We start from the raw sequence: 18,428 nt of genomic DNA on the forward strand, positions 1-18,428 counted from the left end.
ACCTCCAATGTATAGTTTTATTATAGCAAGGTAGAAAAGAAGTAATATTAATATTATTTCTACACGTACGCTCAAAGAAATTGTGATAACACTTCTTCACTTTACGGTAATATCTTGTAGTCAGACTGAATGAGTGCCCTGCCAAGCATACAATAAAAAAATCACACCGGACTTATATTCTGCTTAACTCATCCATCATTGCAGTTCTGTTTTTGTATTGATTCTTCCATTTCTTAATGATCTCATCAACGATTTTATCACCACCATCAATACGTTTCATAGTTCTTAAATCTCCTACTAATTGACGATAATATGATCTATTTCTTGCATGCTCTGCCTCTGTTTCAACAGCCACTCTATACATATGAAGTAATTGTTCAGGATATTCATCTTTAAGAAGATGAGTATATTGTTTCAACAAGCTTTTATTGTTACTTTTTATTATACTATCAAGTAATTGTTTATGAAGGTTCTCATGGGCGTATATATCACATAAGAGACAATCAGAATTGATCTGTTTAATGATAGAATCTCTTTCCTTAATCCACTCTTCACTAGTATACAAATTTTTTAATTCTATATATTCTTCTATACTAGCATCACGGAAATCAAGAACGATTACCTTCATCATTTCTTTGTAACCTTCTTTATTTCCTTGTTTTTGATAGATATCTTTCTTCATCCCTATATCACGCTTATAAAGAGACTGATCTTTATAGTCAAGCTTAATACACTTATCAAGATATTTCAAAGCTTGGTCATATTCCTTATTAAGCATGCACTCTTTAACACAACTCATTCTCACAGAATCATATTTCCAATACTTTTTATAAACAGCTTTTATTTCTCTCTTTGATGCATTGTTCTTTTCTAAAAGTTCAAGATAATCATTCACAACTGAATTAATCATAAACTCTCTATCAAATATAGAAGGATACTTACCAAAATAATCATATTGTTCCTCTACGAAATCAAGCTGAGATTCTACATATTCATCTCCAATAAAACGACTAAGAAGAGTTTCAACGAGATCTATTTTAAAAGCATAATTCTTCATAGAATAGAATTGCTGGCGTAGTAAATCAAAAACTTCTTTCCTTTCGGATATGTCTATATAAGGAAGAACATATGTAAATGCTTCGTTAATATAATATGACAAAGCATAAGGTTGTTGTTCATCTTCATCTATATCAAGAGAGTCTAGTATACTATAAGCCTCAGCTAAGAAACGAATCGCATTAAAATATTCTTCTTTCTGTTCCAAAAGATCAAACCACTTAAATACGCACTTTTCATAGTCCTCACAAAAAGGCACAGTATTATCAATATTAATATAGTTATGAGCATATTGATAATAACGAATGATCTCTAAAAGTTCATTCGTCATCGCATCCATAGAATTATCTGTTGATGTAAATTGTTTAAAACGTTCTACTAACTCAGGATTTTCATTAAATAAATGTAAAAGAAATGCGCGTATATCATCATCTGACGCATCATTAAGGATTTCTGAATGACCTATTTTTGGATGGCTCACACGTCTTTCCCATTCAAAAAGAACTGCTGCCATATGCTTACAATTGTGTCCATCTTGTGCATAAGGACAATCACATGACATGTCTTCTACACAATCTCCATTTAATTCAATTTCTACATGATAACGATGTGTCCCATAAACAACCGCCTTAATCTTTTTAGTAGTTACATATATATCCTCTACATAGCCATCTAGATAGTAATTATATCCTCTATTTAATGTGTTTTTAGAAAATTTGTTTTCCCATTCCCATTCCATATAGGCACCTCCAATGTATAGTTATATTATACTAAAAAAGACAGCATTTCTGCCATCTTTACTGTTCACTATTCATTTTCTTATTCATAAAGATATAGAAACATACATTGAGGATTATACCAGTAATAGTCGCAATTGGTGCTGCAAGACCAATGTTTGTAAGACTGGCATTTGGCTGAATAGACATATAATAAGAAAGAGGTAGACGTACAAGAAGTGTTTGTACTAATCCTTGTACCATAACCCATACTGTTTGATCATGTCCATTAAAGTAACCGATCATACTAAAGAGTACTGCAGTAACTATTGTTTCCAATGCAAAACCTTTTAAGTAAGCATAACCCTGATGAATAACACCTTGTTCTGTCGTGAAGATTCCTGTTAACATATCTCCTTTAAACATAACTAAACAAAATACAATTACGCCAATAAATAATCCTATACCCATACCTGTAAACATAGATTGTTTAGCTCTTTTTTCATTATTTGCGCCTACATTCTGAGCCACAAATGAAGCCATGGACTGCATTAAAGCACTTGGTACAAGCATCGCAAAGTTTACAATTTTACATGCTACACCATATCCTGATGATGCCTCTAATCCCAAACGATTAATAAAGGCACATAATGCAAGGAAGGAAATCTGAGTCAAGCATTCCTGCAATGCGAGAGGTATACCGATCTTCATTGCACGAATGCAGTGAGGGTTGATTTTAAAATCCTGTTTATCTATTTCAAATGGGAGTTTTCTTTTCTTTAATAAACCTAAGGCGAATAATACACTACATGCCTGTGCAAGTACTGTAGCCATTGCAGCACCTGCTGCATCTAGATGGAAACCTGCTACTAAAACTAAATCTCCTACCACATTAATAAGACATGCTACTGCTACAATAAGTAATGGAGACTTACTATCTCCTAATCCTCTAAAAATAGCTGATAGAACATTATAAGCCACAATAAAGAAAATACCACCACCACATATTCTTACATACATAGATGTAAGATTGAGTGCTTGATCAGGTGCCTGCATGAGCGTTGAAATAGGCAATGCACATAATATCATGATGATGAATAAGAATACAGAAACTATTCCAAATAGAACTGTAGCACCACCAATTAAAGCCCCAATGTTTTCTTGTTTCTTTTCACCTATATATCTTGCGATGAGTACTGTAATACCCATTGCAAACTGAGTGATCACAAATGTGACAGGGTTTAATACTTGACTTCCTGTAGAAACAGCGGATAAGCCTGCTGATGTTCCAAAGCGCCCTACCACAAGTAAGTCAACCGCACCATAAGCTGCCTGTAATACTAATGCGCCTAGTACAGGAATCATAAATGCGACTAATTTCTTAAAAATACTTCCCTGAGTAAAATCTGAATTCATTTATGCTTTTCTCTTTTCACACATCACTTGATAGAACTTTTCTATTGTTTCAATCATACAATCAGCCTCTTCTATAGAAATATCACTTAACCTTTGAGATAAGTCTTCAAAATAATCCTTATTGAACTTTTCAAATAAAGCCTGTCCTTTTTCACTTACTTCAATATAAGTGACACGTCCATCTTCTTTAGAAGATATCTTATTTAAATAACCTTTTTCTACCATAGAACTTACAGTACGTGTGACTCCTGGTCTAGGTAAATTGAGTGCAGAACTTAAATCTGATACTTTAACCTTTTCATGTGTTTCTTTCAAATTAAGAACTGTTTCTAAATAACGAATATATGAAGGAAGAACACCTTCGGGAAGTTCTGGTAATAAGTCTAGTATTCTTTTTGCCATATAACAGCTATCCAGCATTTCCTTTGTTTTTTGACTATTCATATGCTTCTCCTTTTTAATTACCACAAGTAATTATCTATGGTAATCATATAAAAATATGATTAAATGTCAATCACTATTCATGATTTCTTAAGATAAGTTTTACGAGAAGATGATTTTAGTCATATTGCTTCATCCCTATAATCTTAGTATACAATGAAGGAGGAAAATTATGAAAAAACAGAATACTTTAATTGCTTTATCGGTTTTATCTGCTATGAGTTTAACTGCTGTGTCACCTATCGCTTTAAACAGTTTTAGTAATGTTGTTGCGGTAAGTGCAAATCAGTCAAGTGCTCAGGGTACAGTTGTGATGAATCAGGATGCAGATATGAAATATCTTGATACAAATGTAGATCCTGCAGATGGAACTCTTGCAAAAGATAAATGGGGACAGTATACAGGTTGGACTCGTGTCTATAAGAATGGGGATAATGCTTCATTAAATGGACAGTATAACGATACAGCTTGGAAAACTGCAAAAGGAGAATTTTCTACTCAAACAGGAACTTTAAATAAGGATTCTCGTGCTTATTTCTTTAGAGGTTATTTCAATGTAGATAACACAAGTGCTGTAAGAGGTATTCATTTGAATTTTGGTTATAAGGATGCTGTGATTGTTTATATTAATGGTCAGCAATTGACTGCGTTTAATGTACCTGATGAAGGATATCGTACAAATGCAAGCGGTAATGGAAGTCATAAAGATAACATGGGCTATGGAAGTAAGCAGACATTTACTGAAGCACAAACAGCTGACTTATATTTTAGAGATATCAAAGATATGTTGCAGAATGGACAGAATGTCATCTCATTTGAAATTCATAAGACAAATGCCAATAGTGAAGGTTACTTCAAAATGAATGAGCTTGGTATTAACCCAGATGAAAGCTTATTGCCAGCAAGATCAAGTTTAAAAGCCATTTCTTTATCAGTGGGTAGCACACCTAGTGAACTTAATATCAACTGGTTCTCTACTGATTCATCTAATGGTCAAGTACAATATGCAAAGAAGGCTGATATGCATGGTGCTTTCCCTGAAGATAAGGCTGTCACTGTAGTTGCGAAGATGAGCAAAGCTCAGGCTGATGGTTATTATGCAAATAAGGCAACTATGAATAACCTAGAAGAAAATACAAGCTATGTATATCGTGTTGGTAATAACGGTCAGTGGTCTGATACTTATACAACAACGACTAAGGCTTCTGGTAACTTCAGCTTCTTATTTGCTGGTGACCCTCAGTTAGGTTCCTCTGGAGATTTAGCTTCTGACAAAGATGGATGGAAGAATACTTTAAACTTGATTAAAAAGAGTTCATTATTCAAGAATGTGAACTTTATTCAGAATGCAGGTGACCATGTAGAAGCAGGCAAGAATGAATCTCAATATGATGCTTACTTATCCAACTATGAAGGAAGTGTTGTTTATTCTACACCATTTGCGAATGCTGTAGGTAACCATGATAATTCTGGTACAGCTTATAATGATCACTTTAATTTACCAAATGTTTCTCAATTAGGTAATAGTGGTGAAGGGAATGCACAGGGTGATTATTACTACATCTACAACAATACTTTGATGATGGTACTGAACTCAAATAACAGAAGTACAGCTCAGCATGAAGAATTCATTAAGAATACTATCGCAAAGACTAAAGATAACAAGGATATTAAGTGGAAGATTGTTGTGTTCCATCACTCTATCTACTCTTCAGCATCACATGCAAGTGACAATGATATTCTTGCAAGAAGAGATACTTTAGCACCGATGTTAAGTGAAAATGGTATTGATTTGGTCTTGATGGGGCATGACCATGTTTATACACGTAGTATGTTGATGGATGGTTCAAAGGCATTAAAGGAAGAATCATTCGATCAAAATGGTCAGCCAATTCATGAAGTGACAAACCCTAAGGGATTAACTTATATTACCGCAAACTCTGCAAGTGGTAGTAAATACTATGAATTCACTAATAATTTAACTGGTGATTATATCGCAGTAAAGAATCAGGAACATACACCAAATATCACTAAGCTTGATGTCAGTGATAATCAGTTAAAGATTGTGACTTATCGTACAACTGACTTATCTGTAGTAGATGATTTTACTATCAATAAGACAACAACTGATACAGTAGATAAGAGTGAGTTAAAAAATGCAGTCGATGATGCTAGCAAGGTTGATAGTAAGGATTATACAGCTGATTCATTCAGTAAGTTACAGGATGCTCTTGTAAAAGCAAAAACTGTTCTTAACAATAAGAATGCCTCTCAGGATGAAGTAAATGATGCATTTAATGCATTAAAGAGTGCAAAGGATCAGTTAGAAAAGAAGTCTGTTGTCGTGACTCCAAATAAGGATCACTCATCAAATGATAAGACTCAGACCAAAAATAATGCAGTCAAGACTGGAGATACTACACAGCTTACTGCATTAAGTGTTGCGGCAACTGTCGCTGTGGTGACCGGTGCAACAATCATGATTAAAACAAAGAAAAAAGAAATATAAACAAATGGACCTGTTTCTTGTAAACAGGTTCTTTTACAAAGGAGATTCCATGTTGAAGAAATTAAGTAAATGTGATTTTCTTCTAATTATTGTTACGTGTATTTTTACACTAGGTGTTTATTTTTTCCAATCACATGTTTATAGTCCCGTGGCTATTTCAAATGCATCTTCTTTACATTATAGTAAGGCTCGTGTAATACGTGTGATAGATGACCAATCCAAGCAGGATGAAACAACTAATAGATATTATGGTGTACAAAACCTATATGTAGAATTATTAGAAGGATCTTTTAAAGATAAGAAGGTATATATTGATAATTACCTCTCTACTACGCACAATATACGTTTAAAGACAGGAGATAAGTTTATTGCTTGTATTGATAATCCAAAGTCAGAGAATAGTCTTATCACTGTTTATAACTATTACCGTACACCATATATTTATGCTTTTGTAGGATTATTGCTGATTATTGTCTTCTTAATAGGACGTTCTAAAGGAATACGTACGATTATCAGTTTAGGTTTTACATTGTTTGCGATTATAGGATTACTTCTTCCTCTTATATTTAGTGGATATTCCCCCATCCTTTCTACACTTGCAATCGTTATTCTCACAACAGGATATTCACTATTTATGATCAATGGTTCTTCTATTAAAACAATAGTAGCTGTCATTGCAACATCACTAGGCGTTCTTATTGCAGGACTATCATTCTTAATATTAAGTCATTTGATTCATGTATCTGGTTTTAATACAGATCAGGCAGAGGCACTTATTCTTATCTCACAACAGACACATCTCAATATCAGTGATATATTGTTCTCAGGAATACTTATATCAGGACTTGGTGCTGTTATGGATGTAGGAATGTCTCTTGCCTCTTCATTATATGAAGTACATACCCTTAACCCCTCTTTAACAAGAAAACAACTCTTCATCTCAGGACTTAACATTGGAAAAGATATGATTGGTACAATGTGTAATACTTTAATACTTGCTTTCACTGGTAGTTCTATGACAATCTTACTCGCATTTCTTGCTTATCAGATTCAATATCCTCAATTAATGAATTCTGATTTTATAGCGATAGAGATATCTCAAGGCATTACTGGTACTCTTGGTATTGTATTGACTGTTCCTATAAGTGCATTACTATGTAGCTTTTTATATAAGAAAAGAGGCAGCTAGGCTGCCTCTAGAATCCTCATTTTGAGGATTTTTTTAATTACTAAGCTCTTTTCTTCTTTAAGAAGATGAATAAGAAACCTGATACTAACATAGCACATACACTACCAAATACGAATGTATGATCACCAGTCTTTGGATTCTTATTGTTGTTGTCTTTGTTATCTTTGTTGTCCTTGTTATCTTTATCGATCACAACGCCTTCAACTTTAACAAGTTTAACCATTGCATCTCTTAAGTCAGCTACAGCCTGATTGACTTCTTCCTGAGTTGCATCTTCATCTGCATATACTGCTTTTGCTGATGTTAATGCTGTTTCTACAGCCTTGAATGAATCAGCTGTATATAATTTCTTATCTAATGCTTCTGCTTCCTTAATAACTGCTGCTAATTCATCTTTATTTACAGTGACTTCACCAGGAATAGCAAGTCCTGTCTGTGAAGTTGTCTTAGTTGATGTTAATGTGTTCTGATATAACAAGTAATATGCTGATGCTGACCAGCTGAAGTTCTTAGTATGTAAACCATCACCAGTTTCAGGGTTATAGTTTTCATGGATTGGTCCATCACCTAATAATCCCTTAGCGTTATCAAATAACTTGTATGCCATTCTCTTAGCATCTTCGTGATAACCATAGTTCTGTAATGCTTCAACACCATATAATGCCTGGTCTAACCATACAGGTCCTCTCCAATATCTAGTTGGAGCATATTTCTGGTTGTCCTTTGATGCAGTTGGGAATGGTACTAATGTATCAAACTTATCTGGAGATGTCATATTTGCTGCGACTGCTTTTGCCTGTTCTTTTGTAGCTGCTTTAGCCCAAAGTGGTAACCATCCTTCAGTACCTTTGCCACGGTTAGTTAAAAGAGTCTTTGTAGAACCATCTTCATTAGTCTGTAAGTCATAATAGTAACCAGTCTTTTCATCAAACATCTTTGTATTGATGTAGTCTGCTACTTTCTTAGCTTCTTTAGTATACTTCTTAGCATCATCTTTCTTACCTAAAACATCTGCCATAGATTTTAAGAAACCTTTTTCAGCATATAAGTAAGAGTTCAAATCTACAGATTCCTGATTGATAACATAACCAACTGGTTTCTTGTTATCATCTCTTACAGTATAGATAAGAACTCCAGGATCCTTAAATGTTTCAGTGCTTAAACCTTCTCTGTCAAAACGAGTTGCGTTATCCATACCACTTTCCCAAGCAGCTGCTTCGATACCAGCTTCTGGGCATACAACGCGTTCATTGTTCTCATCATAGATGTAACCATATTCGTAGCTTCCATCGCTAGATGGTACACCAACAATCTTACCAAATCCTTCTACTTCTTCACCGATATAATAGCTTTCACCAGTAAGAGGGTTAGAATAGTTCTGCCAGTCATAGCATGTTTCATGAACCATTCCTCCGTATTCAGCAATACCATTTTTATCGATATCACGATTCTTATACCACCAGTTATGATATGCAACTAACTTAGGATACATTTCTTTTAAGAATTCTTTATCACCTGTTGCTTCATAAACACTCTGAACTGCCCATGCAGCAAGTGCTGGTTTAGAGTTACGTTCGTTCCAGTTTCCTCCATCGCCACCGCGGTCTTCATTCTGGTTATAGAAAATACAGTCAATGATAGCACCTTCATCCTGTGGACGAACAGCATCTTCTTTAGTGATCTGATAGTCGAACAATGCTCTAATATTATTCTTAGCTAATTCTGGATTAAACTGAGTAGTAGCTACAACCTGTTTCCAAGAGTCCCAAGCCCACATACCAATAAACCACTTATAAGACATAGATGGTACAACGCCATCATGCTTAATTGCACCGGCTGGTGAGAACCAGTTAGTAGTTAATGTTTCCATAGACTTAACTGCAGCTCTTTGATAAGCAGTACCTACAGCGTTCTTGTTCTTGAAAATAGTATTAACATAACCCTGCCAACGAGTGTTGTTATCAGTTAAATACTGACCTGGTTTATTTAAGATGTCTTTTACTTTTTCTCTTTCTGCAGTTCTTTCTTCATTAGTGAAAGTATAACTCTGTGTCTGATAAGTCTTATAGCTTTCATTTGCATCGATTTCTACAGAATTCTTCTTATTAATAGTATAAGAATGCTTATCTTCTGCAACACTTGTTTCTAGGTCATTTTCGCCTAATGTCACGTCAAATGAGTTCTGATCCGTTGTCATATAACGCCATGTATAACGTTTAGTTTCAAAATTCACTTTCACGCCATTTTCGTCTTTTGCGAAAGTAGTACCTGTCTTATAGTCTGCTCTTGTTTCTTCTGGGCTATATGTATACCAAGTAAATAAGTGACCATCCCAAGATAAATCAAGAGTTAATTTACTATTAGTGTTATTTTCGATTTCTGTTTCGATTAAAGCTGTTCTGTTAGTGGCGAAGATCAATTTTAGCTTTAATGTTAAATCATCCATCTTGTAAGTCTGTTCAAGTCTTCCTGGATAATAAACGAAATCTGTTTTTGCTTTAGTTAGATCAACCTTTTCTTTTTTCTCACCATTTACTCTTTCTAAGTTGATCTTATTAATTGAGTCAGATAAGTTGAATGGGTATTCTTCTGCGATACAAACAGGCCCAGCAAACCCTCCATACATCTTGTGAGCTGCTTCTGTTGTTTCAGGTAAATAGTAACCATGCCAAGCACCCTGATCTGAGAAGTTGTTATAGTCGTTTGTATCATAAGTTCCATAAATTTTTTCAGTTGGGATTGCCTTAACATTTAATACATTGCCAAATTCAGTTAAATCTTTAGAGCTTCCTAAAGCGGAGATAGGTGACAATGTTGAGCCAACAATCACTGTTGCAACACTTAATGCTGCAATGTTCTTCAAGACTTTTTTTGCCTTCATATATGTGTATTCCCTTCTATTATTATTTTTTGTAAAGAGGTCAGTCTATTTTTATGACGCGCGCTTTTCAGAAAAAAAGGATATAACATATACAAATAAGATGCGTTATTTGAATTCATTATGTCCCTTGTTGACTACGTCCGTCTTTTACAAATCTAGTATAAATTTGAAAGCGATTACCGTCAATAAATTGATTTATATTTCAAACAAACTTCGAAATTAATTGTATACATTGGCATAAATCATTTCTTTTTTATCTTATTCGTATGCATCATTTGTTTTTATCAGTATTATTTTGCTCTTTATAAAATTGTTGTAGTTGTTGATAATTAAAAGTATGGTATTTATAATATTATTTATACCATGTGTATTTTAATGCTATTTTAAGTATATATTAAGTATTTATCTAATTTTACTTCATTTTATTTGTTATTAATAGAATAGCAGTAATATTTATGATGGTATTTATGACATTTTCACATAATTTATTTTGATATTCAAATATTATGATTGTTTTTATTATAATACAATATGCGAAAATCGCAAATAAAATCATTTATTTTGCATTAAAGACAAATGCAAGCAACGTATATTATCAATTGAAATATGTGTTCAACTAATACTTTGAATATTGAAATTTTATTTCTATATATAAAAACACATACAAGTGTATGTGTTCAAATGATTATGTTCTATTTTGAAAGTAAAGCATCATTTCTAGATAGGAGATAGACGCAATATTGGTTCATGCTGATTCCTTCTTTTCTAGCATGCAAAACAAGTGTTCTATGTAAAGTCTTAGGAATTCTCAATTTGAATTGTCCAGAATAATCTTCTATGCTATCTGGTTCATTAATCTCAATACCTTCTTCTAATGCCGCTTCAACCCATGCTTTCTTTGCATCCTTTGCATTATTCATAGCATCTTCTACTGTATCTCCACAAGTGATACAACCTAGAAGATCAGGATAAGAAACTACAAATCCACCTTCTTCTTGATCTTCTACTATTTCTAAACGATAAGGTAAGGCCATATAATCATTGAGTGTTTTCGTTGTTCTTCTCCTCTTTTTCTACAATTAATCTTACCATTTCAACATATACTCTTTTTCTGCCTTCATAATAAGTTCTCTATCTCCATTATCATTTCCAATACTGATATATCCAGGCATATTAATAGAAAACTCATTACATTCATAACTTTCAATAATAGTAGAAGTATCATAAAGTACACATAAATTCATAACTATCCCATTCGCATATCTTAGAAATTCTTTATACACTTTAGGAATTGTTTCATTAATATGTTTTTCTACAGATTCTATATCTTCTTTTTTTGCTGGTTCATTTTTCTGTATATAATCAATATTATTGTAGTTCATAATTATACCTCATTGAATTATTATATACATCTATTATAGTTTTTACATCTTTTCTATTAATATACTTTTCATAAGACCGCTATACTACATCATTCATATTCCATATTGATAATACAATAGGAATCAATGTAAGAAGAATCGCTTTTCCTAAGAAAACTTGCGTAGTATGTGCTCCTGTAAATGCACCTATGATAAATGACATGATAATCACTAAATAACAGCCTGTATGTTTTAATAGTTGATAATCTTTTTTAATTACAGCATAACATAAATGCTCTATACCACTTCTTAAATTACCCGTGCACATTGTAGAGGAAAAAGGATGACCTAATACCTTTTTAAAGCTTTCTGCCTGCATAGCACACAAAAATGAAACAAATAGATTTGCAGCAAGATTTGTGATTGGTCTAATAGGAATGAAACTCACAATCACAACGATTCCAATCTCTACTATTAATATAATCTGTCTCCAATGAAGTTTTAAGAAGTTCTTATTTCTTATATTTATCGCAGCAAGTATTCCGAAAGAAAATGATAAAATTGATATAATATATCTAAGTATGAGTATATACTCACCATTAGCTAATGCCATAGCCAATCTTACAAAATTTCCTGTCTGAGCATTCGCAAATACTTTATCTCTACAACAATATGTATAAGCATCTAAAAAACCTCCTACAATAGCTAATAGTACAGCAATCTCAAAAGATTCTGATTTTTGAGTTTTATGCATGAGTGATTCCCCCTTTAACCTCTCCCACTATAAAACATACATGAATGATTCTCTATTTATTTCCCTAATTAAGAAATAAAAAACACAAACTATTATAGTTTGTGTAGTCTTGAATATTCCTGAGCAATAAGCCCTGCAATAAACTGAAGCTGATAAGGATGACTATTTTGATCCTGTAAAGAACTAAATGTAATTACATGGTCAATAAATGATGATTCCTGTTTTATCTCACTCGTAATAAACCATATTTTAGGTGATTCTAATTGACGTTTTAATGCTCTTAACTCCTGATAATCAAAATAAGAGCCCGTATAAGAAAATATAATAATTAAATCATTTCTATCTGCTGATAGAATATACTGCATCTGCTGAGTATAGGATACATTAGTATAGACCTGTTTACCAAGCATCAATAAATCTCCCTGGAGATTTAAGGCTACAGAACCTGCTTTCAACAATCCAAAAATACCGACTCTTTGATATTTCTGAATATCTCTACATAAATCTATGATTGATGTCATATCAATGGACTTTTCAACCATATCAATACTTTCTTTAACCTTCTTGCTATAGTCAGATAACCTTTCTTGAGAAGAAAGTGAATGAGACTGTTCTTCAAAATAAAGATCTGTTGAGAGTAATAATTCTTTTAATTCTGCAAAGTCTCTCAATCCTATTTCCTTGCAGAAACGTGAAATAGAACTAACAGCAACATTACACTCAGATGCCATATCTTTGATTCCGATATTCTGCAAGTCATAAAGATGATCTAATATATGGCTTGCAATCTGGCTATTAGTAGAATCCTTTTTTTCACTGGCAATAGTACTTAAAAACACAATGGGAAGCTTACCATAAATCATCCTTATCACTCTCTTTCTATTTTCCCCCAGCAAAATTATACATTAAACGTTCCTTCATTAGTGATGTATCTTTACCAAATACTTCAATAATTTTAAATGCAAATGGATAGGTCGTTGCTGGTCCTTGACTTGTGATGATATTCTGATCAAATGCTACCACATCATCTACAAATTGTCCACCGACCAGTTTTTCAGCATATCCTGTATATCCAGTCACTTTTTTTCCATCAATGACTCGTGCTTCTGACAAAACAACTGTACCTGAACACATTGCTGCTAAGTATTTATTATTCTCATTAAAATACTGAACCATTGAAATCACTTCTGGGTTAGCCTTCAAATTAGCCCCTCCTGGTCTGCCGCCAGGTAAAATAAGCATATCATGTTCTTTTACTGCTTCATTGAATACATAGTCTGCTTTAACATACATATTATGCATGCCTTTTACATACTCTTCTTTAAAACTAAATGTATAACATTCTATTCCTGCTCTTCTTAATAAATCTACAATTGTTAATGTTTCCCCTTCTTCATAACCTTCCGCCATTAATACTGCAGCTTTAGCCATATTATTCATCCTCCTTCACATCAAATGCATTGAAATATACCATTCTGTTTTTTACAGCTAATGAGTCTCCACCTAATAAATCAACAAGCTTATATGCAAAAGCATATGCTGTTGCAGGTCCTCTACTAGTAACAATGTTTCCATCTATGACAACTTTATCCTCCAGATAATGTCCCTGCTTTATTTTCTGATCATATCCTTTATATGCAGTATAGTTTTTATTCATTAGAAGATCTGCTTTTTCTAATACAATTGGGGCAGCACACATAGCACAGATATACTTTCCTTTCTTATTCATTTCATGAAGAATTGCTATGACCTCATTACTCTCTTTCAGATTTACTGCTCCATCATATCCTCCTGGCAGAATAACCATATCATAATCAGTCACTTCACGATTCAAAATCTTATCACATTGAACACTGATTTCATGTCCTCCTTCTACCACCTTATCAAATCCAAACATATCACATTGTAGATCTGCTCTACGAATAATATCAACGATTGTTAGTGTTTCTCCTTCTTCAAATCCAGGAGCCACTAAAACAGCTGCTTTTTTCATCAGAAACTCCTCCTTTTCTTAACAATTTAATGTGGACCCCGTGTCAAGNNAAGGTCTCTTTTTTATCGTGTCCATTTTACAGGGTCCATTTTAATTACTATTGTATATATTCTACTCATTCTCTCAATGTATTTCCTAAATTAAGAAATAAGTCCAAGAATAGCATCATATCTCCATTAATACAGTATTCGTCGCAATAAAAAATCGTGTAAATCAATTTTGTTCACACGATTTTTTATATAGTTTCAAACAAACCTTTAATTAGATTTGCAGCAATAATGCGACTTGAAGTTTTTTTATTGAATCGTCTTTAGATTTTTTTCTAAAAGTACCATAAATATCCCAATGATAGGGCTCTTCAAATGCAATAGCCTTTAATCCTGCTGGTGCTTCATCTTCAAATTTTGGTGAAATCGCAATTCCTATTTGTTGTCTACATAAATGCATCAAGGTTCCGCCATCCATGGTTTTTGCTTTTATGTTTGGAGTAAACCCCTTTATTTTACAGGCTTTAATGAAATCATTATATATATGAAAACTCTCATTCATTATTATAATATCTTCATCCCTCAGCATATCTAGAGGGATTTTTTCCTTCTCATAATAAGGATGTCCTTCATATACATATAAAACAAGATTACATTGACATAATTTTACTTGTTCTAAATTAGGATAATCATGTAGTCCAACAACAATACCATACTCAATATCATAATTAAGAAGCTTATTTATGACTTCTTCATTACTCTACTCACTTCATTCTACATGAAGAGTTTTATTTGAATTTGCAAAATCTAATATTATCTTAAGTTGAATAGCCTTTAAGATACCACTTGCACAACCAATGCGTAAGCGATTTATTCCGTTATTAAGATTATTTATTTCAGTTTTAATATGAGCATCCTGCAAGACAAATTCTTTGCTCCAGTCATAAAATAATTTTGCACTATCTGTAGGAATAACACCATTTTGAGAGCGAACGAAAAAAGTGGTGTTATACTCGTGTTCAAGATTCTTAATGATTTTACCAAGACCTTGTGCAGAAATAAATAAATGTTCAGCTGCTCTATGCATACTATGCATTTCATATACTTTCTGAAAATATATAAAATTCTTTATATCACCCAATTCAAATCACCAGTCACCTTCATATCATTATTAAATATGGTTAGCTACTTCGAATGCATCCCAGATTGCATACATGATGTTGGATACTTTTTTTGCATCTCCAAGCAAATAAAGATCAGGAATATCAAACTGAAGATTATTATAAAGTGTATTCTCTTCTTTATATCCAACTGAAAGGATAACACTATCACTCATAATAGTCTTGCTACCTTCTTTAGTATCTACTTTCACTTCTCCATTCGCAAATTCTGTAACCTTTGCACCTGTGATAATTTCTACTCCATTAAATGGTAGCAATGCTTCCAACATTTCTTTATTCGCAGCACAAAGTGGACCATTTACAGCCATTACCTTATCTAATGCTTCAACAATTGTAACATGAATTCCATTCTGCGCAAACCACAAAGCAGTTTCACAACCTACAAGTCCGCCACCTACAATGACAGTTTTCTTGCCAGCATCCTTCTGTTTCAATAAAACTTGTTCTGCTGTATAAATATGTGAATCATCCCTCAAAGAGAATACTTTTGGTTTAGATCCTGTCGCAAGAATCACAGTATCATAATACATAGCTTTAATCTCTTCTTCATTAAGTTCCGTATTCAAATGAACATGTACGCCTAAACGATTTAATTCATTTGTATACCAATCTGCTAATGCAATATCATCTTCTTTAAAATCAGGAGCTCCACCTGGAATTAAATTACCGCCAAGTCTGCTTCCTTTTTCATAAACTACTGGTTGATGTCCTCTGATAGCTAATACACGTGCCGCTTCACAGCCTGCAACACCACCACCTACAATCAACTTTTTCTTTTCTTTAAAATAGGCTCATATGCATTAACACGCTCTCTCGCTGCCTGTGGATTTACAGCACAATTAAGAAGAGAATATGAAGCAACTCTTCCCATACATCCTTCATAGCAAGAAATACATGGACGTATCTGTGTGATCTTACCACATCTTAATTTATTACAATAATCTGGATCCGCAAGTAAAGGTCTACCTAGATCAATAACATCACATTCACCATTTTCAATAGCTTCTAATGCCATGTCTGGATTATCCATACGGCCTGCACAGAATACTGGGATATCTACTACTTCTTTTACCATTTTGCAGTATTCTCTGTAAAGTCCTTTCTTTTGATACATAGGAGGATGATTCCACCACCAGGCATCATATGTTCCAACATCAGTATCCAACGCATCATAGCCATAGCTTTCAAGTAATTTAGCAGCTTCTAAGCCTTCTTCTGTGTCTCTGCCCTTTTCTTCAAAATCTTCTCCTGGTAATGCCCCAACACGCCAATCTTTTATCATACTTTTTACACTGAAACGAAGTGTAACAGGGAAATCATCACCACATATTTTTTTAATTTCTTCTACTATTTCCTTTGCAAAACGAAGTCTGTTTTCAAGAGAACCTCCATATTCATTAGTTCTTTGGTTAAACATTGAAATCGCAAATTAGTTAATTAAATAACCTTCATGTACAGCATGAATCTGCACACCATCAAAACCTGCTCTTTTTGCATGGAAAGCAGCTTCACCAAACTGTTTTACAATAACATGAATTTCATCTACAGTAATAGCACGACAAGTCTTATCTAACCAGCGATGTGGAATTGCAGACGATGCAATGGGTGGAATATCACCTACATTCGTAGGAATAGTCACACGACCAAAGTCTCCTGATAACTGTAAAAAGATTTTACTTCCATATGCACGAATTCGCTCTGTCATTTCTCTACTTGTTTTCACAAAATTAACAGGCTTGTAAAGTGGATTAGGAATAGTTGAAGGGTCCTGTTTTTCCACAACCTGATCAAAAAATGTGACACCTGTAATAATAAGTCCAGTTCCACCCTTTGCTCTTTCTACATAATAATCAATGCCACACTGGTTCCAGCAGCCATTGGCATCTGCAAGACCTAAAGGTCCCATTGGAGCCATCGCAAATCAATTTTTAATAGTTATACTTCCAATTTTTATTGGACTAAATAATTTTGAATATTTCATAAAATTTGCATCCTTCCTTGTTATTTTATTCTCATGACTACATGATAACATAAGTCCTTAGGACTTAATATCAATGAAACGTTTACAGTTATAAACAAATATTTTCTACATACTACTAAAGGTATCAACCTGTAAAAAAATTGATACTTTTATAATGTATGGCATAAGCCACATATTTAATGAACAAACTTTTCATGATATTTATATATGTTTTGTATCTGAAGCACATAGATTGTGTTAAACATGACAAATATCTTTACTTAAACTCAGATAAATATCACATAACATATCGTTATGGAATTTTTGCTGAATAAGATAACCTAAAGCAACAATTTACTTAAAAAGAGCGTTAAAAAAAGAAGCGATATTTTCGCTTCTTCTAATAGTTATTCGAACTCCAGACCGACAGTACAGGTTATAAGCAAAAATCGTTGATTTTAAGGCATTTTCAAAAAAGATTAGACCCTATAAACCACTATAAAAAAGAAAAATAATGCAATAAAAATGCAATGGAGTACATTCAGATTTATCCAAACTATATCCCAAAATACATAAGACCTCAATATCATTTTTCAGATAGACGTTCAAACATGAGCGTCTATTTTTTTACCCAATTTCAAACGAAAGGGGGCTGATACCGTGGCAGTATTCCGGGTGGAGAAAAACCAGAATTACACGGTTATGTCAAACCACCACCTACGCAACCCCGACTTGTCCCTAAAGGCAAAAGGGCTTCTCTCTCAAATGCTATCCCTGCCCGAAGAATGGGACTACACCTTAAAAGGGCTTTCCCAAATCAACCGGGAGGGGATAGACGCTATCCGGGAAGCCGTGCGGGAACTGGAACGGGCGGGCTATGTGACCCGTACCAGAGTGCGGAACGAAAAAGGACAGCTAGGGGCGGCTGATTATGTGATACATGAATTTCCAGTGCCGACAAAGCCAACATTGGAAAATCCAACA

General features: G+C 33.6%; 16 protein-coding genes and 1 pseudogene. 3 read left to right on the top strand and 14 right to left on the bottom strand.

What is annotated here, in order from left to right:
* Positions 1–172 precede the first annotated feature (172 nt).
* Genes B2S90_RS00815 through B2S90_RS00825 form a run of 3 tightly spaced genes read right to left on the bottom strand, consistent with a single transcriptional unit; the run spans position 173 to position 3,632 of the window.
* The gene (locus tag B2S90_RS00815) at positions 173–1,795 is read right to left on the bottom strand and encodes an SWIM zinc finger family protein (protein ID WP_278861495.1); all 1,623 of its coding nucleotides are present in this window, start codon (positions 1,793–1,795) and stop codon (positions 173–175) included.
* A gap of 58 nt (positions 1,796–1,853) precedes the next feature.
* Positions 1,854–3,188 carry an MATE family efflux transporter gene (locus B2S90_RS00820; protein ID WP_286696384.1) on the bottom strand — a complete coding sequence of 445 codons (1,335 nt, stop codon included), beginning with the start codon at positions 3,186–3,188 and terminating at the stop codon, positions 1,854–1,856.
* A complete protein-coding gene (locus tag B2S90_RS00825) occupies positions 3,189–3,632 on the bottom strand; it encodes a MarR family winged helix-turn-helix transcriptional regulator (RefSeq protein WP_278779120.1) in 444 nt (147 codons plus the stop codon).
* A 169-nt stretch (positions 3,633–3,801) separates the two neighbouring features.
* Here B2S90_RS00825 and B2S90_RS00830 point away from each other — a divergent pair, with 169 nt between their 5' ends.
* Both B2S90_RS00830 and B2S90_RS00835 read left to right on the top strand, forming a co-directional pair.
* Entirely contained in the window at positions 3,802–6,138 is a 2,337-nt protein-coding gene (locus B2S90_RS00830) for a fibronectin type III domain-containing protein (protein ID WP_286696385.1), read from the top strand.
* Between the two features lie 49 nt (positions 6,139–6,187).
* Positions 6,188–7,327: a YibE/F family protein gene (locus B2S90_RS00835; protein ID WP_279068246.1), complete on the top strand. Its 1,140-nt coding sequence runs from the start codon at positions 6,188–6,190 to the stop codon at positions 7,325–7,327.
* A gap of 40 nt (positions 7,328–7,367) precedes the next feature.
* Here the strand turns inward: B2S90_RS00835 and ygjK are convergent, their stop codons facing one another.
* The 11 genes and pseudogenes from ygjK to B2S90_RS00890 form a co-directional block, all read right to left on the bottom strand.
* The gene (gene ygjK, locus B2S90_RS00840; RefSeq protein WP_286696386.1) at positions 7,368–10,208 is read right to left on the bottom strand and encodes an alpha-glucosidase; all 2,841 of its coding nucleotides are present in this window, start codon (positions 10,206–10,208) and stop codon (positions 7,368–7,370) included.
* A gap of 692 nt (positions 10,209–10,900) precedes the next feature.
* Entirely contained in the window at positions 10,901–11,242 is a 342-nt protein-coding gene (locus B2S90_RS00845; protein WP_055233931.1) for a type II toxin-antitoxin system HicB family antitoxin, read from the bottom strand.
* Between the two features lie 51 nt (positions 11,243–11,293).
* Positions 11,294–11,590, bottom strand: a complete 297-nt coding sequence (locus B2S90_RS00850) for an SMI1/KNR4 family protein (protein ID WP_286696387.1) — start codon at positions 11,588–11,590, stop codon at positions 11,294–11,296.
* 79 nt (positions 11,591–11,669) lie between these two features.
* Entirely contained in the window at positions 11,670–12,323 is a 654-nt protein-coding gene (locus tag B2S90_RS00855; protein WP_286696388.1) for a YoaK family protein, read from the bottom strand.
* A gap of 92 nt (positions 12,324–12,415) precedes the next feature.
* Entirely contained in the window at positions 12,416–13,186 is a 771-nt protein-coding gene (locus B2S90_RS00860; RefSeq protein WP_055233928.1) for a MurR/RpiR family transcriptional regulator, read from the bottom strand.
* 16 nt (positions 13,187–13,202) lie between these two features.
* Positions 13,203–13,754 carry a DJ-1 family glyoxalase III gene (locus B2S90_RS00865; RefSeq protein ID WP_286696389.1) on the bottom strand — a complete coding sequence of 184 codons (552 nt, stop codon included), beginning with the start codon at positions 13,752–13,754 and terminating at the stop codon, positions 13,203–13,205.
* A gap of 1 nt (position 13,755) precedes the next feature.
* A complete protein-coding gene (locus B2S90_RS00870; RefSeq protein ID WP_055233926.1) occupies positions 13,756–14,316 on the bottom strand; it encodes a DJ-1 family glyoxalase III in 561 nt (186 codons plus the stop codon).
* Positions 14,317–14,577: 261 nt separating this feature from the next.
* On the bottom strand, positions 14,578–15,048 hold the full coding sequence (locus B2S90_RS00875; RefSeq protein WP_286696393.1) for a LysR family transcriptional regulator substrate-binding protein: 471 nt from the start codon (positions 15,046–15,048) through the stop codon (positions 14,578–14,580).
* A 24-nt stretch (positions 15,049–15,072) separates the two neighbouring features.
* A complete protein-coding gene (locus B2S90_RS00880; protein WP_286696390.1) occupies positions 15,073–15,444 on the bottom strand; it encodes a LysR family transcriptional regulator in 372 nt (123 codons plus the stop codon).
* A gap of 30 nt (positions 15,445–15,474) precedes the next feature.
* Positions 15,475–16,251 (bottom strand): NAD(P)/FAD-dependent oxidoreductase, encoded by a 777-nt coding sequence (locus tag B2S90_RS00885; RefSeq protein ID WP_286696391.1) that lies wholly within the window; start codon positions 16,249–16,251, stop codon positions 15,475–15,477.
* Positions 16,248–17,399, bottom strand: a pseudogene (locus B2S90_RS00890) (hypothetical protein). Before B2S90_RS00890 ends, B2S90_RS00885 begins: the two are co-directional and overlap by 4 nt.
* A gap of 705 nt (positions 17,400–18,104) precedes the next feature.
* Between B2S90_RS00890 and B2S90_RS00895 the strand changes: the two are divergent.
* The coding region (locus B2S90_RS00895; RefSeq protein ID WP_349677191.1) for a helix-turn-helix domain-containing protein at positions 18,105–18,428 on the top strand (324 nt) is incomplete at its 3' end.

This window comes from Catenibacterium sp. UBA627 (assembly GCF_002299355.1).
Taxonomy (GTDB): domain Bacteria; phylum Bacillota_I; class Bacilli_A; order Erysipelotrichales; family Coprobacillaceae; genus Catenibacterium; species Catenibacterium mitsuoka.